We start from the raw sequence: 24,545 nt of genomic DNA, 5'->3' as shown, positions 1-24,545 counted from the left end.
CCCGCCACCATCGGTCCCCCCGCGAATCACGGGAATCAAGGACCGTAGGGCGCATAACCTGGAACAGGTTATCCGCCGGTGCATCCTGCGGCGGATAACACTTGCGCGTTATGCGCCCTACAAGCACCCGAGGCGCGTCTGCAGGTTCAATCAGGGCTTGGCTGCGCCCTTCTTCAATTGCAGGAGCTCACGGGTGCTATGCCGCAGATTCTCGGCCAGGCTGCCCTGCTCATTGAAGCAGTCCTCGACCAGCCAGCCCCCGGCCGTGCGATGCAACAGCAGGCCAAGGTCGCGGTCTTCCCCGGTCAGTGCATCCTTGAGCACCACCCGGGCCTTGATTCGTTCGTCGTCCACCGGGGAAAACTCCAGCGACTTCACCTTGATGTCGCCCCAGTCCTGGCAATCGCACAGCGGGTCGCCACCCAGGTAGCCCAACTCGCCATCGGCGGCGTCCTGGTCGGCCTTCATCAGGGCGATCAGCGAGGCATCGTAGACGTCCTCCTGCTTCAGCGACTGGTTCGGCACGCCCGGCCCGTCCGGCGAATAGCTGGCGTACAACTGGCGCAGGAAACGCTCCGCGCTGGCAGTGTCGACCGCTGGCGTCGAAGCCGCGAGCGAAGTATCGAAGAGCGTCAGCAGGATCAGCGACAGGGCAAAGGCGGATCGCAGGAAGGCCATGGGATTCTCCATCGGGCAGCCGTACATCATCGCCCGGCGCAGCCTCGAAAATCCGTGAAGTGGTTAAAGCTGCGGGCGATAGCCCTGGGCGAGCAGCCAGCCCTGGAAGGCTCGACGCCGTTCCGGTGGCAGGTCCGCCAGCACCTGGGCCTCCGGCTCCGCGCGCAGCCGCCGTAGCCAGGGCGCCAGCTCCAGGCCGTCGAGGTGCCAGACGCCGAGCGGCTGATCGGCGCTGACCACCACTTCCGCCTCATCGACGAACTCGCCCTTCAGGACCGGTGCACGCTCGATGCGCAGGCTGGCGAAATCCGCCGGCGCGTGACTCGGCTGCTCGTCCGGCCACCCGCGGCGAGCCTGCCAGAACGGCTGGCCACTCCACTGTTCTTCGCTGGCATAGAAGTCGCGGCCAATCCGGGCGAAACGCAGGAACAGCTGCTCGACCCGTTGCTGGTGGAAGCGCTTGGCCAATTCAGCCCGCTCCGGTGCGCGCAGCAGCGTGTTGATCACCAGCGGCGCCTGCAAGGCCGAGGACAGCGACTGGAAGATGCCATTGCCCGACAGCGGGTCCACCGCCATCGCCGCATCGCCCACGCGAATCCAGTTATCACCACAGGCTTCCAGGCAGAGGATCGCCGTGCTGCTGCGGGCGTGCAGGTCCAGTTCGCACTCCTGGGCAGCACCGAAGAATTGCCGGGCCAGCGTCGACGCACGGCGACGCTCGCGGCAGTAATCCAGCAGTTGCTCGCGGGGCGGCAACTGGCTGCTGGCGACATCCAGGGTGAGCTGCCAGTAGCAGCGCCCATCCTCCAGCCGCGCCATCCACGCCCAGCCGTCGGGCAGGCTCTCCACCGCGGTCGCCAAAGGACCGGGCTCGCCCTGCCAGCGATTGAGCAGGCTGAGGGTTTCCGGGCCGCGTCGGGCCTTCTGGCCCTTTTGATTCAATGGCGCCTGGCGGCCGCGAGCTTCGACGAGGAAGGCGCCCTGCACTGCGCGGCCGTCATCCAGCTTCACGCACCAACCAGTGCCGTCATTCTCCACTGCCAGCGCTTGCGACTCGATCAGCTCGGCTCCCGCTTGCGTCATGTCCTCGCGCAGCCCGGCATCGAAGCGCGGACGGTCGAGGACGCATTCGATGTTCTGCGCGCTTTCCGCGCCGTTCCAGTGCACGCGACGCTGCGACGGTGGCGCGGCGCACTCCAGCGCATGCCGCAAGCCGGCATTGCGCAGGCCTTCGAGTACGCGCTGGGAGACACCTTCGACGGCGGCGAAGCGGCGCCATTCGCTGATCACTGTGACGGGATGACCGAGACGGCGCAGGCCGAGGGCGACAGCCGCTCCTGCGGGGCCGGCGCCGAGGATCAGGATGGGGAGGTTACTCATGCTGCGGCTGCCCTCTCCCTAACCCTCTCCCTAACCCTCTCCCTGAAGGGAGAGGGGACTGTTCGGTGCGCTGGGACATTTCCGCGCACACCGGAAACAACAGGACAGCTCCAGAGATGAACGCCCGCAGAGGGCTGCTCCCTCTCCCTTCAGGGAGAGGGCTGGGGAGAGGGAACAGCCGCGAGCTCACAACCCCACCTTCCGCTCGATCCCCTGAAACGCCGCCCGCTCGCGCATCACTTCAATGAGCTGCACATTGGAAAGCTCGGGTCGTTCCACCAGCAATGCCACCAGATGCCCGCAAAAAGCCGCACACCCCAGGCTCGCCCCGGAGCGCCCGCCGACCTTCACTGCTGCGCCGAAATCCGCCTGCGGACTATCCAGCCACGACCACTCTTTTTCACCGCAGCGCGCATCACCCGTCACTCGAACTACACCGGGATAGCCCGCCGGAAACACCGGTTCACCCCGCGCCGGGCTGGACGCGCACACCAGCACGCCAGCTTCGATCAGCTCGGCCACCGCTTCCCGGAGGATCAGCCGATCCTGGCGCACGCCCAGGCTCAGGTTGATCACCCGCACGCCCTGCTCGCCGAGCCAGTGCAGCGCGGCGGCGATCTGCAACGGGCTGGTCACGCCGCGTTCGTCGAAGACCTGGGCGACAGACAGGCGTGCATCCGGCGCACCGGAAAGGATGGCTTCGCAGACAGCGCTTCCGTGGCCAAGGGCATCCACCTGGAATTCGCCTTCAGCATGGCCGGTGTCGGTGAGGAAGAAACGGCGCGCAGCGCTGACGCTCGCTGACTGCGACTCGGCAAAACCGCTATCGACCACCCCAACCCGCAGCTCAGGCCTCATGTCGCTGCACCGGCTGCGCTGCGCGCACGCGCATCTGTCCGTCCTGCAACTCCAGGTACAGGTCGGCGGCGGCCAACGTCGAAGTACGGTGGCTGATCAGCAATCGCGTACGCCCGGCAAACAACTGGTCGATGGCCGCGATCACTTCGCGCTCGGTGCTCTCGTCCACCTGCGAAGTGGCCTCGTCCAGCACCAGGATCAGCGGGTCCTGCAGCAGCGCGCGGGCAATGGCGATGCGTTGCTTCTGCCCTCCGGACAACTGCTGGCCGCGCTCGCCCAGCGGGCTGTCGAGACCTTCAGGCAGGCTGGCGATCAGGCTGTCCAGCTGCGCGGCGCGAGCGGCCTGCTCAATGGCTTCGCGGTTCGACTCGGGCGCGCTGTAGGCCAGGTTGTCAGCGAGGCTGCCGCGGAACAGCACGATGTCCTGGCTGACCACCGCCACGCGCCGGCGCAGGGCTTGCAGGTCGAGTTCGCGCAGATCGATACCGTCGAGCAGGATGCGCCCCTGGTCGGGATCGTAGAAGCGCTGCAACAGGTCGATCAGGGTGCTCTTGCCAACGCCGGACGGGCCGCTCAGCGCGACCTTGAGGCCGGCAGGAATCACCGCCTGCACGTCCTGCAATACAGCTTGCGCACGGCCCGGCCAGGCGTAGCTCAGGTTCTCCAGGCGCAGCTCGCCAACCGCCGGCATAGCCCGTGGAGTGACCGGTGAAACGATGCTGGCCTCCTCGCCGCGCAGCTCCATCACCCGGCCAAGGCTGACCGTCATGCGCTGCAACGTGACGTACAGGCCAAGCAGGCTCTGCACCGGCCCGATGGCCATGCCCAGGTAGGTGGAAAAGGCGATCAGCGAACCCAGTTGCCAGGTGCCCTGCACCACCCAGTAACCGCCGACCAGGAAGGCGCAGGCGCGGGACAGCGACATCAGCGTTCCCGGCACGGCCTGGGTGAAGAACTCGGTGAGTTGCAGGCGCAGCAACTGGCCCAGATAACCCTGCCCCAGGCCTTCCAGGCGCCCGGCTTCGCGGTTCTGCTGGCCGGCGGACTGGATGAATTTCATCGCCGGCAAGGTCTCGACGAAGAAGGACGAAAGGTCCGCCGAACGCTCGCGCAAGCCACGCGCCTCGCGCTCCACCTTGCGCCGCATCCAGCGCAGCCAGAGCACGTCCAGGGGAATCAGCAGCGCCACCAGCAGCGACAATTGCCAGGACAGCGTGAGCAGCAGTGCCAATGCGCCGATCAGACCGATCACGCTGGAGACGGCGGAGAACAGCGAGTCCACGGCGAAGCGCTGGATCTCGGCGACGTCGCCGTCCAGCCGGGACATCAGGTCGCCGATGCGGCGGCGGCCGAAGAAGCTCGGCGAAAGCGTCTGCAGGTGTCGATACAGCGCATCGCGCAGGGAGAACAGAATACGCCCGGACAACCGCGTGTGCAGGAAGCGGTTGACCCCGGACAACGCCGTACCCACCAGACCGACAACGATCATCGCCACGGCCACCGTTACCAGCACCGGGAAGTTCTTCGCCAGCAGGCCGTCGTCGATCAGCATCTTGGTCAGCCAGGGCTGAGCGAGCACCAGCAGGGATGCGCAGAACGACAATCCGAGAAGCCCGGCAATCGCCACCTTGTGCGGCCGTACGAAGCCGTACAGCCAGCGCAGTGAAGCCTTGAGTTGCTGCGGGTCTTCGCTGTCGATAAGGCGGGTGAAGAACATCAGCCCACCTTGAGTTGCTTGAGCTTGCGGTACAGCGTGGCGCGGCTGATGCCCAGCGCGTCGGCGGCGGCGGAGACGTTGCCCTGGTGGCGCTCCAGCGCCTGGCGGATCAGCTCCAGTTCGTTCTCGCGGATGCTGCCGCTCTGCGGGCGTTCGCCGACGCTGAGTTCGTCCAGGGTGCTGTCCGGCAGGTGATCGAGGCTCAGTTCCTCCTCGCCCTCCTCGCGCATGGCCAGCGCGGTGCGCAGGACCATCTCCAACTGGCGGATGTTGCCCGGCCAGTGGTATTCGCGCAGCAGGCCGAGCAGCTCGGCGGAGAGTTTCACCTTGGGCGCGCCGAGACGAGCCAGCACGCCGGTTGCCAACTCGGCGAGGTCGTCGCGTTCGCGCAGCGCCGGCAGCTTCACGCTGATGCCGTTGACGCGGTAGTAGAGGTCCTCGCGGAAGTGTTTCTCTTCCACCAGGCGCTTGAGGTCGCGGTGGGTGGCGCAGATCAGCGCGACGTCGATGTCCTGCTCTTCACCGGCACCCAGCGGCGCTACCTTGCGTTCCTGTAGCACGCGCAGCAGACGCGCTTGCAGTGCCAGCGGCATATCGCCGATTTCGTCGAGGAACAGCGTGCCACCGTGGGCCTGCTGCAGCCGGCCGACCATGCCGCCACGCCGCGATCCGGTGAAGGCGCCGTCGCGATAGCCGAACAGCTCGGACTCGATCAGGCCTTCGGGAATCGCCGCGCAGTTCACCGCGACGAAGGGCTTGTCGCTGCGCGCGCTGGCCTGGTGCAGGGCACGGGCCACCACTTCTTTACCGCTGCCGGTTTCGCCCAGCAGCAGCACCGGCAGTTCGTTGACCAACCCCTGGCGGGCCATGCGCAGGGCGCGGGCATAGCGCGGGTGGTTGCCGGCCAGGGCGTCGAGATCGGGGCCGGCGGCCGGGCGCGGCGCACGAGCGCTGACCGGCACCGCATGGCTGCGCAGCGGCGCCTGCAAGGTCTTGTAGAACAGCTCACCCTTGGGCGTCTGCAGGCTGCCCACGCCGCCCTGGTAAAGCCGCGCGATAAGCTGCTCGCCGCGCAGGCCGAGGAAGTCTTCGCTACGCCGACCGACGAGGGATTCACGGTTGGCGCCGAGCAACTGGCAGGCCTGGCCGCTGACGGCCAGCACCTTGCCGTCCAGCCCCAGCGCCAGCAGGCCTTGCCAGGCTGAGTCGAGGTACTGGCGACGGTAATGGAAGGCGATCACCACCTGCCCCGGATGGCTGACGGCGAACAGCCGCGCCTCGATCTGGAATACCGCGAGGCTGAGCAGCGAGAGGCTTTCCCGCGGGCCGGACAGCGGACCTTCGCGGGTCATGTCGAGCACGCCGAGCAACGTACCCTGCGGCCCTTCGATGGGCACCGAGGTGCAGGAGAAGCGACTCAGGCGGTCAAGGAAGTGTTCGCCGCAGTCGATCTGCGTGGCGCGCTTTTCCACCAGCGCGGTGCCCAGCGCATTGGTGCCACGCGCGGCTTCGCTCCAGCAGGCGCCCTCGACGATGTCGGCAAGGCCCTTGCTCTGCATGCGCTCGCGGGCACCTTCGACGGACAGGATGGTGGCGTCGGCATTGGCCAGGATGATCACGCCGTCGTGCCCCTGACGTTGTTGCAGGTAGTCGAGTTCCGGGGTAGCGGCGTCCAGCAGCAGGCGATTGCCGGCCAGCAGCACATCCGGCTTGATCCGCGTGTCGAGGCCATGCTCGGTGCCGTTGGAGCAGTCCAGGCCATGGTCGAGGCTGCGCCGCCAGGAGGCGTCGATCTCCTCGCGGAGCACGCCGTTGGGCACTTCGCCCTCCTGCTGCAGGTGTTCACGGGCAAGGTGGGCTTCGCGCAGCAGGTCACTGCTTATTGTTCTTGTAGTCATGCATCGCTCCGGTAGGTTCCGTGCTCTCTTTGAGGGCATGGAACTCGCAGGCTGGTCAGGGCTGTGTACACCCGCAGGCGGCGTCCGTAAAGGGGAAGTCCCCAGTAGGAAGGTTCATATCGATGGCCAGGCAATTCCCGCGCCAGTGAACTTTGCAGGACCTTTCCAAAACCTTCCCGGGCCGCCTTCGAGCTGTATTGACAGTGACCCAAGGCAGGTTTACGTTAACGTAAAGGTAAACGACCGAGCAAGAAGATTCCCATGCCCACGACCTACACCATCTCCGAGCTGGCCCGCGAACTGGACGTCACCACCCGTGCCATCCGTTTCTACGAGGAGCAAGGCATGCTCAGCCCCGAGCGCCGTGGCCAGGAGCGCGTCTACAGCGCCAAGGACCTGGTGGCGCTGAAGCTGATCCTGCGCGGCAAGCGCATCGGCTTCTCGCTGGCCGAGTGCAAGGAACTGATCGACCTCTACGACCCGAGCAGCGGCAACACCAGGCAGCTGCAGACCTTCCTCGACAAGATCACCGCGCGCCGCGCGCAGCTTGAGCAACAGTTGCTCGACATCGAGCAGATGAAACTGGAACTGGACACGGCCGAGGAGCGCTGCCTGGCGGCCATGGCCGAGACCGACAAACCCCGCAAGCAGCGCGCCACGAGCTGATCTCGCCGCCCTGCCCGCTCTCTCTCATCCGATTACAAGTACAACAGGTGACCCAATGAGCTACCCCTCCCTCAACTTCGGCCTCGGCGAAACCATCGACATGCTGCGCGAGCAGGTGCAGGGCTTCGTCGCCAGCGAACTCGCCCCGCGCGCCGCGCAGATCGATTCCGACAACCTGTTCCCCGCGGACATGTGGAAGAAGTTCGGCGACATGGGCCTGCTCGGCATCACCGTCGCGGAGGAATATGGCGGCGCCAACATGGGTTACCTGGCCCACGTCATCGCCATCGAGGAAATCAGCCGTGGCTCGGCGTCGGTCGGCCTGTCCTACGGCGCGCACTCCAACCTGTGCGTCAACCAGATCAAGCGCAACGGCAACGCCGAGCAGAAGGCCAAGTACCTGCCCAAGCTGATCAGCGGCGAGCACATCGGCGCCCTGGCCATGAGCGAGCCCAACGCCGGCTCCGACGTGGTGTCGATGAAGCTGCGCGCCGAGAAGCGCGGCGACCGCTTCGTCCTCAATGGCAGCAAGACCTGGATCACCAACGGCCCGGACGCCAACACCTACGTGATCTACGCCAAGACCGAGCCGGAAAAAGGCGCCCACGGCATCACCGCGTTCATCGTCGAGCGCGACTGGAAAGGCTTCAGCCGTGGCAGCAAGTTCGACAAGCTGGGCATGCGCGGCTCGAACACCTGCGAGCTGTTCTTCGATGACGTGGAAGTGCCGGAAGAGAATGTGCTGGGCGCGGTCAACGGCGGCGTGAAGGTGCTGATGAGCGGCCTGGACTACGAGCGCGTGGTCCTCGCCGGCGGCCCGATCGGCATCATGCAGGCCTGCATGGACGTGATCGTCCCCTACATCCACGACCGCAAGCAGTTCGGCCAGAGCATCGGCGAGTTCCAGCTGATCCAGGGCAAGGTCGCCGACATGTACACCCAGCTCAACGCCAGCCGCGCCTACCTGTACGCCGTGGCCCAGGCCTGTGACCGTGGCGAGACCACCCGCAAGGACGCCGCCGGGGTGATCCTATACACCGCCGAACGCGCGACCCAGATGGCCCTGGACGCCATCCAGATCCTCGGTGGCAACGGCTACATCAACGAGTTCCCCACCGGCCGCCTGCTGCGCGACGCCAAGCTCTACGAGATCGGCGCCGGCACCAGCGAAATCCGCCGCATGCTGATCGGCCGCGAGCTGTTCAACGAGACTCGCTGAACACTGACGCCCATGCTTTTGTAGGAGCGAGCTTGCTCGCGAACCGGCCCCGCTACGGAGGTTGTTCGCGAGCAAGGGCTAGGCGCCCCCCTCGCTCCTACAGATCCCTTCCCGCTCGTGGAGACGCCATGACCATCCTCGGCACCCAACTCAACACCCGTTCCCCGGAATACGCCGCCAACGCCGCGACCATGCTGGAGAACGTCCAGGACCTGCGCGCCGTCCTCGGCCGCGTCCACGAAGGCGGCGGCGCCGCCGCCCAGGCCAAGCACACCGCGCGCGGCAAGCTGCTGGTGCGCGAGCGCATCAACCGCCTGCTCGACGCCGGCTCGCCCTTCCTCGAAGTCTCCGCCCTCGCCGCCCATGACGTGTATGGCGAAGACGTCGCCGCCGCCGGCGTGGTCGCCGGTATCGGCCGCGTGGAAGGCGTGGAATGCATGATCGTCGGCAACGACGCCACGGTGAAAGGCGGCAGCTACTACCCGCTGACCGTGAAGAAGCACCTGCGCGCCCAGACCATCGCCCAGCAGAACCGCCTGCCGTGCATCTACCTGGTGGACTCGGGCGGCGCCAACCTGCCGCGCCAGGACGAGGTGTTCCCCGACCGCGAACACTTCGGCCGCATCTTCTTCAACCAGGCCAACATGAGCGCCCAGGGCATCCCGCAGATCGCCGTAGTGATGGGATCCTGCACCGCTGGCGGCGCCTACGTGCCGGCGATGAGCGACGAGACCATCATGGTGCGCAACCAGGCCACCATCTTCCTCGCCGGCCCGCCGCTGGTGAAGGCCGCCACTGGTGAAGTGGTGAGCGCCGAGGACCTGGGCGGCGCCGATGTGCACTGCAAGACCTCGGGCGTCGCCGACCACTACGCCGAGGACGACGAACACGCGCTGGCCATCGCCCGCCGCTGCATCGCCAACCTCAACTGGACCAAGCAGGGCAAGCTCAACACCCGTGCCCCGCGCGCCCCGCTGTACGCCGCCGACGAGCTGTACGGCGTGATCCCGGTGGACAGCAAGCAGCCCTTCGACGTGCGCGAGATCATCGCGCGGCTGGTCGACGGCAGCGAATTCGACGAGTTCAAGGCGCTGTTCGGCACCACCCTGGTGTGCGGCTTCGCCCATCTGCACGGCTACCCGGTGGCGATCCTCGCCAACAACGGCATCCTCTTCGCCGAGGCCGCACAGAAAGGCGCGCACTTCATCGAACTGGCCTGCCAGCGCGGCATCCCACTGGTGTTCCTGCAGAACATCACCGGCTTCATGGTCGGCCAGAAGTACGAGGCCGGCGGCATCGCCAAGCACGGCGCCAAGCTGGTCACCGCGGTGGCCTGCGCCCAGGTGCCGAAATTCACCGTGATCATCGGCGGCAGCTTCGGCGCCGGTAACTACGGCATGTGCGGCCGTGCCTACGACCCACGCTTCCTGTGGATGTGGCCCAACGCGCGGATCGGCGTGATGGGCGGCGAACAGGCTGCCGGCGTACTGGCCCAGGTCAAGCGCGAGCAGGCCGAACGCGCAGGCTCTGCGCTGTCCGCCGAGGACGAGGCGAAGATCAAGGCGCCGATCCTCGAACAGTACGAGCGCCAGGGTCACCCCTACTACTCCAGCGCGCGCCTGTGGGACGACGGCGTGATCGATCCGGCGCAGACCCGCGACGTGCTCTCCCTCGCCCTCTCCGCCTCGCTCAACGCGCCTGTCGAAGCGACCCGCTTCGGCGTATTCAGGATGTAAGCGGCGGCAGGCTACAGGCGGTAGGCTGCAGGCAAGAGAGTTCTCGCCTGCAGCTTGTGGCCTGCAGCCTGCAGCCCAGGAGTCCCTAATGACCACTTTCGAAAACATTGAGCTCGATATCGACCCGCGCGGCGTCGCCAGCCTGTGGCTGAACCGCCCGGAGAAGAACAACGCCTTCAACGCCCAGACCATTGCCGAGCTGATCCAGGCGCTGGGCGCCGTGGCCAACGACGACCGCGTGCGCCTCGTCGTGCTGCGCGGCCGTGGCCGCCACTTCTGCGGCGGCGCGGACCTGGCGTGGATGCAGGAATCGGTGAAACTGGACTACCAGGGCAACCTGAACGACGCCCAGCAGCTCGCGGAGTTGCTCTACAACCTGCACCAACTGAAGAAGCCGACCCTCGCCATCGTCCAGGGCGCAGTCTTCGGCGGCGGTGTCGGCCTGGCCGCCTGCTGCGACATGGTGCTGGCCGCCGAGGACGCGCAGTTCTGCCTGTCCGAAGTGCGCATCGGCCTGATCCCGGCCACCATCGGCCCCTTCGTCACCAAGGCCATCGGCCAGCGAGCAGCCACCCGCTACGCCATGACCGCCGAACGTTTCAGCGGCATCCGTGCCCGCGAGCTGGGCCTGGTCGACGAGCACTACCCGGCCGCCGAACTGGACGACGAGGCCGAGGCCTGGATCGCCAACCTGATGAACAACAGTCCTGCGGCGCTGGTCGCCTGCAAGGCGCTGTTCCAGGAAATCGGCGCCGGCGAACTCACCCCCGAACGCCGCCGCTACACCGAAGCCGCCATCGCCCGCATCCGCATCAGCCCCGAGGGGCAGGAAGGCCTGCACGCCTTCCTGGAAAAACGCAAACCGGCCTGGCAGGAGCAAGTCTGATGAAGAAGATCGATACCCTGCTGGTGGCCAACCGCGGCGAAATCGCCTGCCGCGTGATGCGCACCGCCAAGGCCCTGGGCCTGACCACCGTAGCCGTGCACAGCGCCACCGACCGCAACGCCCGCCACGTCGAAGAGGCGGACATCGCCATCGACCTGGGCGGCGCCAAGCCCGCTGAAAGCTACCTGCGCGCGGACGCCGTGCTGGCCGCTGCGAAAGCTGCCGGCGCCCAGGCCATCCACCCCGGCTACGGCTTCCTCTCGGAGAACGCCGGGTTTGCCCGCGCCTGCGAAGAGGCCGGGCTGATCTTCCTCGGCCCGCCGGCCAGCGCCATCGACGCCATGGGCAGCAAGTCCGCCGCCAAGGCGCTGATGGAAACCGCCGGCGTGCCGCTGGTGCCCGGCTACCATGGCGAGGCGCAGGACTACGCCACCTTCCAGCGCGAAGCCCAGCGCATCGGCTACCCGGTGCTGCTCAAGGCCGCCGCCGGCGGTGGCGGCAAGGGTATGAAGGTGGTCGAGCGCGAAGCCGAACTGGCCGAGGCGCTGGAATCCGCCCAGCGTGAAGCCCAGTCCGGCTTCGGCGACTCGCGCATGCTGGTGGAGAAGTACCTGACCAAGCCGCGCCACGTGGAAATCCAGGTGTTCGCCGACCAGCACGGCCATTGCCTGTACCTCAACGAGCGCGATTGCTCGATCCAGCGCCGCCACCAGAAAGTCGTCGAGGAAGCGCCGGCACCGGGCCTCTCCTCCGAGCTGCGCGCCGCCATGGGCGAGTCCGCCGTACGCGCAGCCCAGGCCATCGGCTACGTTGGCGCCGGCACCGTGGAGTTCCTCTACGACGAAGGCAGCGGCCAGTTCTTCTTCATGGAAATGAACACCCGCCTGCAGGTGGAGCACCCGGTCACCGAAGCCATCACCGGTCTCGACCTGGTCGCCTGGCAAATCCGCGTCGCCCGTGGCGAGCCGCTGCCGATCACCCAGGAACAGGTGCCGCTGAACGGCCACGCCATCGAAGTGCGCCTCTACGCCGAAGACCCGGAAGGCGGCTTCCTGCCCGCCAGCGGCCACCTCGCGCTGTACCGCGAACCCGCCGCCGGCCCTGGCCGCCGCACCGACAGCGGCATCCGCGAGGGCGACGACATTTCGCCGTTCTACGACCCGATGCTGGCCAAGCTGATCGCCTGGGGCGAGAACCGCGAGGAAGCGCGCCAGCGCCTGCTGTCGATGCTCACCGAAACCGCGGTCGGCGGCTTCAAGACCAACCTGGCCTTCCTGCGCCGCGTGCTGGCCCACCCGGCCTTCGCCGAGGGCGAGCTGGACACCGGCTTCATCGCCCGTTATCAGGACACCCTGCTGCCGGTTCCGACCACCCTGCCCGAGCGCTTCTGGCAACTGGCCGGCGAAGCCTGGGTGCAGAGCGAAGCCGCCCGCGTGCGCGGCGACGACGCCCATTCGCCCTGGTCCGCCCAGAGCGGCTGGCGCAGCGGCCTGCCGGGCGAGACCGACCTGCACCTGCTGGCCAAGGGTGAGTCCCAGGTGGTACGCCTGCGCCACGCCGATGGGCAGCGCATCGCCCAGCTCGATGGTCAGTGGCTGGATGTGAAGGACGGCGAGATTCGCCGCCGCCATCAGGTGATCCGCCGCGGCGACAGCCTCTATCTGGAGTGGAACGGCGAGCTGGTCAACGTGCAGCGTTTCGACGCCATCGCCGAGGCCGAAGCCGCGCATTCGCACCAGGGCGGCCTGGGCGCGCCGATGAACGGCAGCATCGTGCGCATCCTGGTAGAACCTGGCCAGAGCGTCGAAGCCGGCGCCGCACTGGTGGTGCTCGAAGCCATGAAGATGGAACACAGCATTCGCGCGCCGCACGCCGGCGTGGTGAAATCGCTGTATTGCAGCGAAGGCGAGCTGGTGTCGGAAGGAACAGCGCTGGTGGAACTGGAAGAAGCGCCGGCCTGACGCCGGCTTTTGTAGGGCGCATAACGCGCCAGCGTTATCCGCCGCGAGACAACGGCGGATAAAGCGTTCGGCTTTATGCGCCCCACTTGGCTGATTGATACCGAAACCACTTTTGTAGGAGCGAGCTTGCTCGCGAACGCATTGCACCCTGATATCCCGGTGTGAAGCAGGTTCGCGAGCAAGCTCGCTCCTACAGGAAGCAAAAGCCTTCGCCCGAATCCACAGAGGACAATTCATGACCCTGCCCCAATCCGTCCGCCTCGTCGAAGTCGGCCCGCGCGACGGCCTGCAGAACGAGAAGCAACCCATCGCCGTCGCCGACAAGGTGCGCCTGGTGGACGACCTCACCGCCGCCGGCCTGGGCTACATCGAAGTCGGCAGCTTCGTCTCGCCCAAGTGGGTGCCGCAGATGGCCGGCTCGGCGGAAGTCTTCGCCGGCATCCAGCAGAAGGCCGGCGTCACCTACGCCGCGCTGGCGCCGAACCTCAAGGGCTTCGAGGCCGCGCTGGAATCTCAGGTGAAGGAAGTCGCGGTGTTCGCCGCCGCCTCCGAGGCCTTCTCGCAGAAGAACATCAACTGCTCGATCAAGGAGAGCCTGGAGCGCTTCATCCCGGTGATGGAAGCGGCCCGTCAGCACGGCGTACGCGTGCGCGGCTACGTCTCCTGTGTGCTCGGCTGTCCCTACCAGGGTGAGGTGGACGTGGCGCAGGTCGCCGCCGTCGCCGAGGAGCTGCACGCCATGGGCTGCTACGAAGTGTCCCTGGGCGACACCATTGGCGTCGGCACCGCCGGCGCCACCCGGCACATGTTCGAGGTCGTCGGCCAACGCGTGCCGCGCGCGCAACTGGCCGGGCACTTCCACGACACCTACGGCCAGGCCACGGCGAACATCTACGCCAGCCTGCTGGAAGGCATCGCGGTGTTCGACAGCTCGGTCGCCGGCCTCGGCGGTTGCCCCTATGCCAAGGGCGCCACCGGCAACGTCGCCACCGAAGACGTGCTCTACCTGCTCAACGGCCTGGGCATCCACACCGGCATCGACCTGGGCAAGCTGATCGACGCCGGCCAGCGCATCTGCGCCGTGCTCGACAAGCCCAATGGCTCGCGGGTGGCCAAGGCGCAGTTGTCCAAACGCTGAGGCAACCTACCCGGACCTGTAGGAGCGAGCTTGCTCGCGAACCGCCCCCGCTGCGGAGAATGTTCGCGAGCAAGGACTAGGCGCCCCCCTCTCTCCTACAAAGAGCACCCACATCCCGGTACAGTGCGCCCTCTGCCCTCCGCGCGCACGGCCCGCCCATGACCGACACCGACAGCCTCAAGGACTACCCCAGCGTCCGCCAACTGGCGATCCGCTCGCTGTTCGAGATCTTCGAGCAGTTCAGCGAAGGCACGGTGATAGTCGACCGCGAGGCGCGCATCGTCTGGATCAACCAGCGCTACGCCCAACGCTTCGGCCTGGACAGCGCCGAGCAGGCCATCGGCCGCCCCGTCGAGCAGGTGATCCCCGGCAGCCTGATGCGCGAAGTGGTCAGCAGCGGCCGGCCGATGCTGCTGGACATCCTCGACATGACCAAGGACCCACTGGTGGTCATGCGCGTGCCGATCCGCGACGACGCAGGCGAGGTCATCGGCGGTATCGGTTTCGCCCTGTTCGACGAACTGCGCGCACTGTCGCCGTTGCTCACCCGCTACCAGCGCATGCAGGCCGAACTGGCTTCGACCCGTTCATTGCTGCAGGCGCGCCAGGCCAAGTACAGCTTCGGCCACTTCATCGGTACCAGCGCCGCCAGCCTGGAAGTGAAGCGCCGCGCCCGCCGTGGCGCCGCCAGCGAAGCGCCGATCCTGCTGCTGGGCGAGACTGGCACCGGCAAGGAACTGCTCGCACATGCCATCCACGCCTCCTCGCCGCGCGCCGACAAACCCTTCGTCAGCATCAACGCCGCCGCCATTCCCGAGACCCTGCTGGAAGCCGAGTTCTTCGGCACCGCGCCGGGCGCCTTCACCGGCGCCGACCGCAAGGGCCGCGCCGGCAAGCTGCAGATCGCCCAGGGCGGCACGCTGTTCCTCGACGAGATCGGCGACATGCCGCTGACCCTGCAGAGCAAGCTGCTGCGGGTGTTGCAGGAGAAGGAGTTCGAACCGGTGGGCTCCAACGAGGTGCTGCGCAGCGACGTGCGCCTGATCGCCGCCACCTCCATCGACCTCGACGCCGCCGTGCGCGAAGGCCGCTTCCGCGCCGACCTGTTCTACCGCATCAACGTCCTGCCCATCGACATTCCGCCGCTGCGCGAACGCCTGGAAGACCTGCCGGCGCTGTGCGAGGCGATCCTCGATGACCTGCGCGACGACCGCCAGACGCTCTACGAACTGGACGCCGGCGGCCTCGCCCTGCTCGCCCGGCACGCCTGGCCGGGCAACGTGCGCGAGCTGCGCAACCTGCTGGAGCGCACCGTACTGCTGGGCGACCGCCCGCAGATCGATGCCGCCGCCCTGCGTTCGGCCCTGGGCGAGCTGCAACCCTTGCCGGATGCCTCGGCTGCGCCAGCCGCCAAGCTGGCCGACGGGCAGGACTTCTACGCCGCACGCGACGCCTTCGAGCGCGAACTGATCGCCAACACCCTGACCGAGCACGCCGGCAACGTCGATGCAGCCGCGCAACGCCTGGGGCTGGGGCGCTCGACGCTGTACAAGAAGATGGCGGCTCTCGGCCTGCAGTCCTGAAAGAGAGACAAGTCTCAAAATAGAGACACGGCATCCTGCCGCTTGATCAACGGCCTCCTGGCGAATCAATCTTGCGCCTTGTCTCCAACCAGAGACAAAAAGGCTCTCCCCATCGGCGCCATTCTCGAAATAAGACTTAAAAATCAAATAGTTACAATCCTGGCACGGTCCTGGCTATGTCGCCTCTCGCGGCCTTCGTCCGCACAGCCGACATAACAACAATCAATGCTGCCCGAACGCGAACAAACCCCAGCGGACACCACGGCTAGTCCCGCTTCGCACACGGCGCCGCGCCAGGAGATCACCTGATGAGCCGTACCGCCGTCATCACCGCCCTCGGTTCCACCCTCGCCCTTTCGCCCCATGCCTTCGCCGAATTCCTTGCCGACAGCAAGGCCAGCGTCGAGCTGCGCAACTTCTACTTCAACCGCGACTTCCGCCAGGACAACGCCGCGCAGTCCAAGCAGGAAGAGTGGGCGCAGGGCTTCCTGCTGCGCTACGAATCCGGCTACACCGAAGGCACCATCGGCGTGGGTGTGGACGCTATCGGTTTACTCGGCCTAAGGCTGGATTCCAGCCCCGACCGTGCCGGCTCCGGGCTGCTGCCGCGGGACAAGGACAAGGTCAACGGCGCGCCGGACGACTACAGCGAACTGGGCCTGACCGCCAAGCTGCGCGCCTCCAAGAGCACCCTGAAGATCGGCACCCTGCTGCCCAAGCTGCCCACCGTGCTGGCCAACGATTCGCGCCTGCTTCCGCAGACCTTCGAAGGCGCGCACCTGAACTCCGCCGAGTTCGCCGGCCTGACCTTCGACGGCGGTCGCCTGCGCCAGGTGAGCCAGCGCGATTCGTCCAACCGCGAAGACATGACCGTCACCAGCGGCAGCGCGCGCGGCATCGTCGCCACCGACAGCAGCGACCAGTTCGACTTCGCCGGCCTGAGCTACAAGTGGACGCCACAGCTGACCACCGGCTACAGCTACGCCAAGCTCGACGGGCTCTACGACCAGCACATCGTCAACTTGGTGCACGTGCTGCCGATCGCCGCCGGCCAATCGCTGAAGACCGACCTGCGCTATGCGCGCTCCGACGACGACGGCCACAGCAACGTCGACAACCGCGCCTTCGGCGCCATGCTCAGCTACACCCTGGGCGGCCATGGCTTCGGCGCCGGCTACCAGAAGATGAGCGGCGACACCGGTTTCGCCTACATCGGCGGCACCGACGCCTTCCTGGTCAACTTCGTGCAGATCGGCGACTTCGCCAACCGCGACGAGAAGTCCTGGCAGGCGCGTTACGACTACGACTTCGCCGCCCTGGGCGTGCCGGGCCTGACCTTCATGACGCGCTACCTATCCGGCGACAGCATCGAACTGGGCGCGGGCAAGCCCGAAGGCAAGGAATGGGAGCGCGACACCGACATCGGCTACGTGGTGCAGAGCGGCCCGCTGAAGAACGTCGGCGTGAAGTGGCGCAATGCGACGGTGCGCTCCAGCCACTTCGGCAACGACCTGGACGAGAACCGCCTGATCCTCAGCTACGTGCTGCCGCTCTGGTAACCCACTGATCGTCACTCGCCCCCACTACAACAAGAACGACGCGCGGCTCCTGGCCGCGCGACAACTGGAGATACTTCGATGAGCGTGGTCATCGCCCTAGCGGCCCTCGCCCTGCTGATGCTCGCCGCCTACCGCGGCTACAGCGTGATCCTCTTCGCCCCCATCGCCGCACTGCTGGCGGTGCTGCTGACCGATCCTTCCGCCGTCGCCCCGGCCTTCACCGGGGTGTTCATGGAGAAGATGGTCGGCTTCGTCAAACTCTACTTCCCGGTGTTCCTGCTCGGCGCGGTGTTCGGCAAGCTGATCGAGCTGTCGGGCTTCTCCCGCTCCATCGTCTCCGCGGCCATCCGCCTGCTCGGCACCAGCCAGGCGATGCTGGTGATCGTGCTGGTCTGCGCCTTGCTCACCTACGGCGGCGTGTCGCTGTTCGTGGTGGTGTTCGCGGTCTACCCGTTCGCCGCCGAGATGTTCCGCCAGAGCAACATCCCCAAGCGGCTGATCCCGGCAACCATCGCCCTGGGCGCGTTCAGCTTCACCATGGACGCCCTGCCCGGCACGCCGCAGATCCAGAACATCATCCCCACTGCCTTCTTCAACACCACCGGCTGGGCCGCGCCCTGGCTGGGCGTGATCGGTAGCCTGTTCGTGTTCGCCGTGGGCATGCTGTTCCTCCGCCGCCAGGCCGGCAAGGCGCGCGCCGCCGGTGAAGGCTACGGCAACGAACTGCGCAACGAGCCGGAAACCGCCGACGACATGAAGTTACCCAACCCGCTGCTGGCGCTCTCGCCGCTGGTGCTGGTGGGCGTCGCCAACCTGCTGTTCACCCACTGGATTCCCCAGGTCTACGGCAAGACCCACAGCCTGCAACTGGCCGGCATGGCCGCGCCGGTGGCCAGCGACGTGGCCAAGCTGACCGGCATCTGGGCGGTGCAGGCGGCGCTGCTGCTGGGCATCCTGCTGGTGTTGGTCACGAGCTTCGCGGTGATCCGCAGCAAGATCGCCGAGGGCAGCAAGACCGCTGTTTCCGGCGCGCTGCTGGCGGCCATGAACACCGCCTCGGAATACGGCTTCGGCGCGGTGATCGCATCCTTGCCGGGCTTCCTGGTACTGGCCGACGCACTGAAGAAGATTCCCGATCCGCTGATCAACGAGGCCATCACCGTCACCACCCTGGCCGGCATCACCGGCTCGGCGTCGGGTGGCATGAGCATCGCCCTGGCGGCCATGTCCGAGCAGTTCATCGCCGCCGCGCACGCCGCCAACATCCCGCTGGAGGTGCTGCACCGGGTCGCGGCCATGGCGTCCGGTGGCATGGACACCCTGCCGCACAACGGCGCGGTGATCACCCTGCTCGCGGTCACCGGCCTGACCCACCGCGAAGCCTACAAGGACATCTTCGCCATCACCCTGATCAAGACCCTCGCGGTGTTCGTGGTGATAGGGACCTTCTACGCCACCGGAATCGTATAAACCGGTTGTTTTCAAGCGGTCGTCGAGCGGCGACCGCCTCGATCCAGAGGAGATTTGCATGACACTCAAGGGCAAGACCGCACTGGTCACCGGCTCCACCAGCGGCATCGGTCTGGGCATCGCTGCGCGCCTCGCGCAGGCGGGCGCCAATGTGGTGGTCAACGGCTTCGGCGACATCGACGCGGCCGTGCGCGAGCTGTCGGTGCACGGCACGCGCATCGGCCACCACGGCGCGGACATGGCGCAACCCGAGCAGATCGCCGAGATGATCGCCTACGTCGAGCGCGAATTCGGCGGCCTCGACATCCTGGTCAACAACGCCGGCATCCAACACGTCGCGGCCCTGGAGGATTTCCCCGTGGAGCGCTGGAACGCGATCATCGCCATCAACCTCTCCTCGGTGTTCCACACCACCCGGCTGGCGCTGCCGGGCATGCGCCAGCGCGGCTGGGGGCGCATCCTCAACATCGCCTCGACCCACGGCCTGGTCGCCTCGGCCGGCAAGAGCGCCTACGTGGCCGCCAAACACGGAGTGATCGGCCTGACCAAGACCACCGCCCTGGAAACCGCCACCACCGGCATTACCTGCAACGCCATCTGCCCCGGCTGGGTGCTGACGCCACTGGTGCAGCAGCAGATCGACGCGCGCATCGCCGCCGGCGCCAGCCCCGAACAGGCGCGCCACGACCTGCTGGCGGAGAAGCAGCCGTCGCTGGACTTCGTCACCGCCGAACAGCTCGGCGAGCTGGCGCTATTCTTGTGTTCTGAAGCTGCCGCCCAGGTCCGCGGCGCCGCCTGGAACATGGATGGCGGCTGGGTCGCCCAGTGACTTGAGGGTTCCTGCGGCGCTTCGTGACATGATGCGCGGGCACCGTTCGTCGGCGGTGCTTTGTGCCCCACACGAATCAGCTGGAGTCGTAGTCGATGAACCAGGCGCTCTGGAGCCCTTCCCCCGAACGCATCGCCGCCACCTGCATGGACGCCTTCCGCCGCAAGGTCGCCGAGCAGCACGGGCTCGACCTGCCCGACTATGCCGCCCTGCACGCCTGGAGCATCGCCGAGCGCGAGGCCTTCTGGCTGGCCATCGTCGACACCTTCGGCGTGCAGTTCCACGAGGCGCCCGCGGCGGTGCTCGAGGAAGGCCCGGAAATGCCCGATGCGCGCTGGTTCCCCGGCGCCACCCTGAACTTCGCCGAACACCTACTGCGCCGCCGAGACCACAAGCCGGCGCTGATCGCCATCAGCGAGGACGAACGTCGCGAGGTCATCAGCCACGCCGAACTGGCCGCCCAGGTCGCCGGCCTGCAGCGCGCCCTGCGCGAAGCCGGCGTGGGCGTCGGCGACCGCGTCGCGGCCTTCATGCCCAACACCTGGCAGACCGTGGTCGGCATGCTCGCCACCACCAGCCTCGGCGCGACCTGGTCGAGCTGCTCGCCGGACTTCGGCACCCAGGGCGTGATCGACCGCTTCGGCCAGATCGAGCCCAAGGTGCTGATCGCCTGCGCCGGCTACCGCTACGCCGGCAAGGTCCTGGACCTGACTGCCAAGCTCAACGAAATCCTCGCCCAGCTGCCGAGCCTGGAACAGTTGCTGATCGTCCCCTACGCCAACAGCCATGCGCGCCGCACGGACCTCCAGACGCCGGCGCGGATCAGCCTCTGGCAGGACTTCTTCCACAGCGGCGGCGAGCCCGTGTTCACCCCGGTGCCCTTCGACCACCCGCTGTACATCCTCTATTCCTCCGGCACCACCGGCGTGCCCAAGTGCATCGTGCATGGTGCTGGCGGCGTACTGCTGCAGCACTTGAAGGAACACGGCCTGCACGTCGACCTGGGGCAGGACGACACGCTGTTCTACTACACCACCTGCGGCTGGATGATGTGGAACTGGCTGGTCTCGGGCCTCGCCGTCGGCGCCACGCTGGTGCTGTACGACGGCTCGCCGTTCCACCCCGGCCCGGAACGGCTGATGGACCTGATCGACGCCGAGCACATCAGTGTTTTCGGCACCAGCGCGAAGTACATCGCCGCGCTGGAAAAGGCCAATGTGCGCCCGCGCCTGACCCATTCCCTGGAACGACTGAAGACGATCCTCTCCACCGGATCACCGCTGGCCCATGAGAGCTTCGACTACATCTACCGCGACGTGAAGACCGACCTCTGCCTGTCGTCGATTTCCGGCGGCACCGACATCGTTTCGTGTTTCTCCCTCGGCAACCCGACGGCGCCGGTATGGCGCGGCGAGCTGCAATGCAAGGGCCTGGGCATGGCGGTGGAAGTCTGGGGCGAGGCTGGCAAACCGGTGCACGGCGAGAAAGGCGAGCTGGTCTGTGTGAAGCACTTCCCGTCGATCCCGGTGGGTTTCTGGAACGACGAGAACAACGAGAAATTCCTCGATGCCTACTTCGCCACCTTCCCCGGCGTCTGGGCCCACGGCGACTACGCAGAGGAAACCGAACACGGCGGCCTGGTGATCCACGGCCGCTCCGACGCCGTGCTCAACCCCGGCGGCGTGCGCATCGGCACCGCGGAAATCTACCGCCAGGTGGAGAAGATCGAACAGGTGCTGGAATCCATCGCCATCGGCCAGGACTGGCAGGGCGACGTGCGCGTGGTGCTGTTCGTGCGCCTGCGCGAAGGCGTTGATCTCGATGAAACGCTGCAGGAACGCATCCGCCAGACCATCCGCAGCAACACCACGCCGCGCCACGTGCCGGCGAAGATACTTGCGGTGACGGATATCCCCCGCACCATCAGCGGCAAGATCGTCGAACTGGCGGTGCGCAACGTCGTACACGGCCAACCGGTGAAGAACACCGATGCGCTGGCCAATCCGCAGGCGCTGGAGTTGTTCAGGGATCGGAAGGAGCTGGAGAGCTGAACCGGTGATTGGGTAGAGGCACAGCATGGGTATCGCTTCGCTCCACCCATCCTACGAGTGCCCACCCCACGGCATTTACTATAGGAGCAGCGGGGCCGGCCCATTGGGCGCTCATACAGAAGCAGGCAGACCTCCGGATGCGTGGTCCGGAGGCCGCTGTGTAGGATGGGTGGAGCGAAGCGATACCCATCGAACCCGTAACGGGTTACTCGTCCAGCGACTCGGTACCAAGCTCGTCCCACACCGCCTCGGCGAGGTGGAAGGTGGCGTTGGCGGCGGGGATGCCGCAGTAGATCGCGCTCTGCAGCAGCACTTCCTTGATCTCCTCGCGGGTCACGCCATTGTTGCGCGCGGCGCGCAGGTGCAGCTTGAGTTCACCCTCGCGGTTCATGCCGATCAGCATGGCGATGGTGATCAGGCTGCGGGTGTGGCGCGGCAGGCCGGGGCGGGTCCAGATGTCACCCCAGGCATGGCGGGTGATCATTTCCTGGAACTCTTCGTTGAAGGCGTTGCGCTTCTGCAGGCTACGGTCGACGTGGGCATCGCCCAGCACCGCGCGGCGCACCTGCATGCCGGCTTCGTAGCGTTCTTTTTCGTCCATCTCAACTCCCATCGGAACCTGTTGGAGCGAGCTTGCTCGCGAACCTGGACCCCGCAGCGGGGCTTGTTCGCGAGCAAGCTCGCTCCTACGAAAAGCAAAAGCAATTACGCGCGCAGGAAGGAAAGCACGCGCTGGCTGAAGGCATCGCCGGCCTGCACATTGGACAGGTGCGCGGCGCGGAACTCCACCAGCTCGGCGCCGGGAATGCGCGCCTGCAGGAAGCGGCCGTCCTCGGTGGTGGTCACCGGGTCGGCGGCGCCACAGACCACCAGGGTCGGCGCGCTGATCGCACCGATCTCGCCACGGAAATCAGCGTCGCGTACGGCGGCGCAGTTGGCCGCGTAGCCTTCCGGCGAGGTCTGCGCCAGCATGCCGACGATGGCCTCGACCTTGCCCGGCTCGGCCTCGGCGAAATCGGCAGTGAACCAGCGCGAGATGGAGGCATCGCGCAGGTTGCGCATCGCCTCGGCTCCACCGCTGAGCACGGTGTCGATGCGCGGATTCCACACCTCGGGCGTACCGATCTTGGCGGCGGTGTTGCACAGCACCAGCCGCTCGACGCGCTCCGGCGCATGGATGCCCAGCCACTGGCCGATCAGGCCGCCCATGGACAGGCCGCAGAAGTGCGCACGCGGGATGCCCAGCGCGTCCAGCAGCGCCAGCACGTCGCGGCCATTCTGCTCGATGCTGTAGGGGCCGGTCGTGACCAGCGAAGCGCCGTGACCACGGGTGTCATAGCGCAGCACGCGGAAGTGTTCGGTGAAGGCCGCGACCTGCGCGTCCCACATGTGCAGGTCGGTGCCCAGGGAGTTGGACAGTACCAGCACCGGCGCACCGGCCGGGCCGTTCAGTTGGTAGTTCAGGTCGCCATCGGCGAGACGTACGGCAGGCATGCAAAGCTCCTATCGCGACTGTTATCGCAAAGACAGTTCTTGGTGTTCGGCCAGAGCGCGTTCGACCCAGCGGCGCGCCTGGCCCAGGTAATGGACGGGATCGAGCAGACGATCCAGTTCCTCGGCATTCAGTTGGGCGACGACTTCGGCGTTGGCACCGAGCACCGTGCGCAGGTGCGCGCCCTCCTTCACCGCCTGCTTGCAGCATTGCTCCACCAGATGATGGGAGGCATCGCGGCCGATGCGCCGGGCCAGGGCGATGCTCACCGCTTCGGCGAGCACCAGACCACGGGTGAGGTCGAGGTTCGCCAGCATGCGCTCGGCGTCGACCTCCAGGCCCGGCACCAGGAGCAGCGCCTGCTGCAACGCGCCTGAAACCAGACAGCACAGCTCCGGCAGGCTTTCCCATTCGGCGTGCCACAGGCCGAGGCTGCGTTCGTGCTCCTGCGGCATGGCGGAGAACAGCGTCGAGACCAATCCCGGCGCGCGGGTGGCCGCGCCGATCAGCACCGCAGCACCCACCGGATTGCGCTTGTGCGGCATGGTGGAGGAACCGCCCTTGCCCGGTGCGGATGGCTCGAAGACTTCGCCGGCCTCGGTCTGCATCAGCAGGCTGAGGTCGCGGCCGAGCTTGCCGAGGCTGCCGGCGATCAGGCCGAGCAGGCTGGCAAACTCCACCAGCCGGTCGCGCTGGGTATGCCAGGGTTGTTCGGGGAGTTGCAGGTTCAGTTCTTCCGCCAGCGCTTCGGCCACGGCAAAGCCGTGTTCGCCAAGGGCGGCAAGGCTGCCGGAAGCGCCGCCGAACTGTAGGCACAGCAGGCGCGGTTTGAGCTCGTTCAGGCGCTGGCGATGACGGGTGATCGCACCCAGCCAGCCAGCGATCTTCATGCCGAGGGTGACCGGCGTGGCGTGCTGCAGCCAGGTGCGGCCCACCATGGGCGTACCGGCGTGGGCTTGTGCTTGAACGGCGAGCGCGTCGGCCAGCTGGGCAAGGTCGCTTTCCAGCAGTTCGATGGCGGCACGCAGTTGCAGTACCAGCCCGGAGTCCATGGCGTCCTGGCTGGTGGCGCCAAGATGCACGTAGCGCTCGGCCTCGGCGTCCTCGGCGGCGATGCGTTTGCCCAGCGCCTTCACCAACGGGATGGCGGAGTTGCCGGCGCTGCAGATGGCCTGGGCCAGAGCATCAAAATCATAGAGTTCGGCGCGGCAGGCAGCAGCGATGGGCGCCACCGCGCTCACCGGGATCATGCCCACGCGGGCCTCGGCACGGGCCAAAGCGGCCTCGAAGTCGAGCATGCCCTGCACCCGGCCGTGGTCGCTGAAGATCGCGCGCATGGCAGGCTGGGTGAAGTAGGCGTCGAACAGAAGATTGGTGCTCACGGGTTGGCTCCGGAGATCGGCGGGCGTATGCGGGACAGTATG

Annotated in this window: 18 protein-coding genes and 1 pseudogene; 11 read left to right on the top strand and 8 right to left on the bottom strand. The window is 66.9% G+C overall.

The features are described 5' to 3' along the window. Window positions 1-150: 150 nt before the first annotated feature. From G4G71_RS11770 to G4G71_RS11750, 5 genes are all read right to left on the bottom strand, one after another. The gene (locus tag G4G71_RS11770; protein ID WP_169937829.1) at window positions 151-678 is read right to left on the bottom strand and encodes a DUF3828 domain-containing protein; all 528 of its coding nucleotides are present in this window, start codon (window positions 676-678) and stop codon (window positions 151-153) included. A 63-nt stretch (window positions 679-741) separates the two neighbouring features. Then, the gene (gene qhpG, locus G4G71_RS11765) at window positions 742-2,058 is read right to left on the bottom strand and encodes a flavin-dependent monooxygenase QhpG (protein WP_169937827.1); all 1,317 of its coding nucleotides are present in this window, start codon (window positions 2,056-2,058) and stop codon (window positions 742-744) included. A gap of 186 nt (window positions 2,059-2,244) precedes the next feature. Then, window positions 2,245-2,916 carry a subtilisin-like serine protease QhpE gene (gene qhpE, locus G4G71_RS11760; protein WP_169937825.1) on the bottom strand — a complete coding sequence of 224 codons (672 nt, stop codon included), beginning with the start codon at window positions 2,914-2,916 and terminating at the stop codon, window positions 2,245-2,247. Then, window positions 2,906-4,633, bottom strand: a complete 1,728-nt coding sequence (locus tag G4G71_RS11755; RefSeq protein WP_169937823.1) for an ABC transporter ATP-binding protein — start codon at window positions 4,631-4,633, stop codon at window positions 2,906-2,908. Before G4G71_RS11755 ends, qhpE begins: the two co-directional genes overlap by 11 nt. Then, window positions 4,633-6,531, bottom strand: coding sequence for a sigma-54-dependent Fis family transcriptional regulator (locus G4G71_RS11750; RefSeq protein WP_169937820.1), 1,899 nt, complete (start codon window positions 6,529-6,531; stop codon window positions 4,633-4,635). The genes G4G71_RS11755 and G4G71_RS11750 overlap by 1 nt, the downstream gene beginning before the upstream one ends. 261 nt (window positions 6,532-6,792) lie before the next feature. Between G4G71_RS11750 and G4G71_RS11745 the strand changes: the two genes are divergently transcribed. The 11 genes and pseudogenes from G4G71_RS11745 (at window position 6,793) to G4G71_RS11695 (ending at window position 21,629) form a co-directional block, all read left to right on the top strand. Then, the gene (locus tag G4G71_RS11745; RefSeq protein WP_169937818.1) at window positions 6,793-7,197 is read left to right on the top strand and encodes a MerR family transcriptional regulator; all 405 of its coding nucleotides are present in this window, start codon (window positions 6,793-6,795) and stop codon (window positions 7,195-7,197) included. 55 nt (window positions 7,198-7,252) lie between these two features. Further along, complete coding sequence (locus G4G71_RS11740) at window positions 7,253-8,416, top strand: isovaleryl-CoA dehydrogenase (protein ID WP_169937816.1); 1,164 nt, start codon at window positions 7,253-7,255, stop codon at window positions 8,414-8,416. A 128-nt stretch (window positions 8,417-8,544) separates the two neighbouring features. Beyond that, on the top strand, window positions 8,545-10,152 hold the full coding sequence (locus tag G4G71_RS11735) for a carboxyl transferase domain-containing protein (protein WP_169937814.1): 1,608 nt from the start codon (window positions 8,545-8,547) through the stop codon (window positions 10,150-10,152). 88 nt (window positions 10,153-10,240) lie between these two features. Next, window positions 10,241-11,038, top strand: a complete 798-nt coding sequence (locus G4G71_RS11730; protein ID WP_169937812.1) for a gamma-carboxygeranoyl-CoA hydratase — start codon at window positions 10,241-10,243, stop codon at window positions 11,036-11,038. Beyond that, window positions 11,038-12,999 carry an acetyl/propionyl/methylcrotonyl-CoA carboxylase subunit alpha gene (locus G4G71_RS11725; protein WP_169937810.1) on the top strand — a complete coding sequence of 654 codons (1,962 nt, stop codon included), beginning with the start codon at window positions 11,038-11,040 and terminating at the stop codon, window positions 12,997-12,999. The genes G4G71_RS11730 and G4G71_RS11725 overlap by 1 nt, the downstream gene beginning before the upstream one ends. A 235-nt stretch (window positions 13,000-13,234) precedes the next feature. Further along, a complete protein-coding gene (locus tag G4G71_RS11720; RefSeq protein WP_169937808.1) occupies window positions 13,235-14,137 on the top strand; it encodes a hydroxymethylglutaryl-CoA lyase in 903 nt (300 codons plus the stop codon). 158 nt (window positions 14,138-14,295) lie between these two features. After that, a pseudogene (locus G4G71_RS11715) lies at window positions 14,296-15,766 on the top strand (sigma-54 interaction domain-containing protein). A 262-nt stretch (window positions 15,767-16,028) separates the two neighbouring features. Further along, entirely contained in the window at window positions 16,029-17,279 is a 1,251-nt protein-coding gene (locus tag G4G71_RS11710) for an OprD family porin (RefSeq protein WP_169937804.1), read from the top strand. 78 nt (window positions 17,280-17,357) lie between these two features. Continuing rightward, window positions 17,358-18,749 (top strand): GntP family permease, encoded by a 1,392-nt coding sequence (locus G4G71_RS11705; protein WP_169937801.1) that lies wholly within the window; start codon window positions 17,358-17,360, stop codon window positions 18,747-18,749. Window positions 18,750-18,807: 58 nt separating this feature from the next. Next, the gene (locus tag G4G71_RS11700) at window positions 18,808-19,578 is read left to right on the top strand and encodes a 3-hydroxybutyrate dehydrogenase (RefSeq protein ID WP_169937799.1); all 771 of its coding nucleotides are present in this window, start codon (window positions 18,808-18,810) and stop codon (window positions 19,576-19,578) included. Window positions 19,579-19,673: 95 nt separating this feature from the next. Next, window positions 19,674-21,629, top strand: coding sequence for an acetoacetate--CoA ligase (locus tag G4G71_RS11695; RefSeq protein ID WP_169937797.1), 1,956 nt, complete (start codon window positions 19,674-19,676; stop codon window positions 21,627-21,629). Window positions 21,630-21,834: 205 nt separating this feature from the next. Here G4G71_RS11695 and pcaC read toward each other — a convergent pair whose 3' ends face one another. The 3 genes from pcaC to G4G71_RS11680 all read right to left on the bottom strand — a co-directional run bounded on the left by pcaC (window position 21,835) and on the right by G4G71_RS11680 (window position 24,458). Then, window positions 21,835-22,230, bottom strand: a complete 396-nt coding sequence (gene pcaC, locus G4G71_RS11690; protein ID WP_169937795.1) for a 4-carboxymuconolactone decarboxylase — start codon at window positions 22,228-22,230, stop codon at window positions 21,835-21,837. Window positions 22,231-22,334: 104 nt separating this feature from the next. Continuing rightward, complete coding sequence (pcaD, locus tag G4G71_RS11685) at window positions 22,335-23,123, bottom strand: 3-oxoadipate enol-lactonase (RefSeq protein ID WP_169937793.1); 789 nt, start codon at window positions 23,121-23,123, stop codon at window positions 22,335-22,337. Between the two features lie 21 nt (window positions 23,124-23,144). Continuing rightward, entirely contained in the window at window positions 23,145-24,458 is a 1,314-nt protein-coding gene (locus G4G71_RS11680) for a 3-carboxy-cis,cis-muconate cycloisomerase (RefSeq protein WP_240964947.1), read from the bottom strand. Window positions 24,459-24,545 lie beyond the last annotated feature (87 nt).

The sequence above is a fragment of the Pseudomonas multiresinivorans genome (genome assembly GCF_012971725.1).
GTDB lineage: Bacteria > Pseudomonadota > Gammaproteobacteria > Pseudomonadales > Pseudomonadaceae > Pseudomonas > Pseudomonas multiresinivorans.
The sequence above is the reverse complement of the archived record's forward strand: the minus strand, read 5'-3'. Positions and strand labels throughout refer to the sequence as shown.

What these genes read in the sequence shown, in the direction of transcription:
- G4G71_RS11770 (WP_169937829.1), bottom strand. Translation starts at nt 678, where the DNA reads ATGGCCTTCCTGCGATCCGCCTTTGCCCTGTCGCTGATCCTGCTGACG.
- qhpG (WP_169937827.1), bottom strand. Translation starts at nt 2,058, where the DNA reads ATGAGTAACCTCCCCATCCTGATCCTCGGCGCCGGCCCCGCAGGAGCG.
- qhpE (WP_169937825.1), bottom strand. Translation starts at nt 2,916, where the DNA reads ATGAGGCCTGAGCTGCGGGTTGGGGTGGTCGATAGCGGTTTTGCCGAG.
- G4G71_RS11755 (WP_169937823.1), bottom strand. Translation starts at nt 4,633, where the DNA reads ATGTTCTTCACCCGCCTTATCGACAGCGAAGACCCGCAGCAACTCAAG.
- G4G71_RS11750 (WP_169937820.1), bottom strand. Translation starts at nt 6,531, where the DNA reads ATGACTACAAGAACAATAAGCAGTGACCTGCTGCGCGAAGCCCACCTT.
- G4G71_RS11745 (WP_169937818.1), top strand. Translation starts at nt 6,793, where the DNA reads ATGCCCACGACCTACACCATCTCCGAGCTGGCCCGCGAACTGGACGTC.
- G4G71_RS11740 (WP_169937816.1), top strand. Translation starts at nt 7,253, where the DNA reads ATGAGCTACCCCTCCCTCAACTTCGGCCTCGGCGAAACCATCGACATG.
- G4G71_RS11735 (WP_169937814.1), top strand. Translation starts at nt 8,545, where the DNA reads ATGACCATCCTCGGCACCCAACTCAACACCCGTTCCCCGGAATACGCC.
- G4G71_RS11730 (WP_169937812.1), top strand. Translation starts at nt 10,241, where the DNA reads ATGACCACTTTCGAAAACATTGAGCTCGATATCGACCCGCGCGGCGTC.
- G4G71_RS11725 (WP_169937810.1), top strand. Translation starts at nt 11,038, where the DNA reads ATGAAGAAGATCGATACCCTGCTGGTGGCCAACCGCGGCGAAATCGCC.
- G4G71_RS11720 (WP_169937808.1), top strand. Translation starts at nt 13,235, where the DNA reads ATGACCCTGCCCCAATCCGTCCGCCTCGTCGAAGTCGGCCCGCGCGAC.
- G4G71_RS11710 (WP_169937804.1), top strand. Translation starts at nt 16,029, where the DNA reads ATGAGCCGTACCGCCGTCATCACCGCCCTCGGTTCCACCCTCGCCCTT.
- G4G71_RS11705 (WP_169937801.1), top strand. Translation starts at nt 17,358, where the DNA reads ATGAGCGTGGTCATCGCCCTAGCGGCCCTCGCCCTGCTGATGCTCGCC.
- G4G71_RS11700 (WP_169937799.1), top strand. Translation starts at nt 18,808, where the DNA reads ATGACACTCAAGGGCAAGACCGCACTGGTCACCGGCTCCACCAGCGGC.
- G4G71_RS11695 (WP_169937797.1), top strand. Translation starts at nt 19,674, where the DNA reads ATGAACCAGGCGCTCTGGAGCCCTTCCCCCGAACGCATCGCCGCCACC.
- pcaC (WP_169937795.1), bottom strand. Translation starts at nt 22,230, where the DNA reads ATGGACGAAAAAGAACGCTACGAAGCCGGCATGCAGGTGCGCCGCGCG.
- pcaD (WP_169937793.1), bottom strand. Translation starts at nt 23,123, where the DNA reads ATGCCTGCCGTACGTCTCGCCGATGGCGACCTGAACTACCAACTGAAC.
- G4G71_RS11680 (WP_240964947.1), bottom strand. Translation starts at nt 24,458, where the DNA reads ATGCGCGCGATCTTCAGCGACCACGGCCGGGTGCAGGGCATGCTCGAC.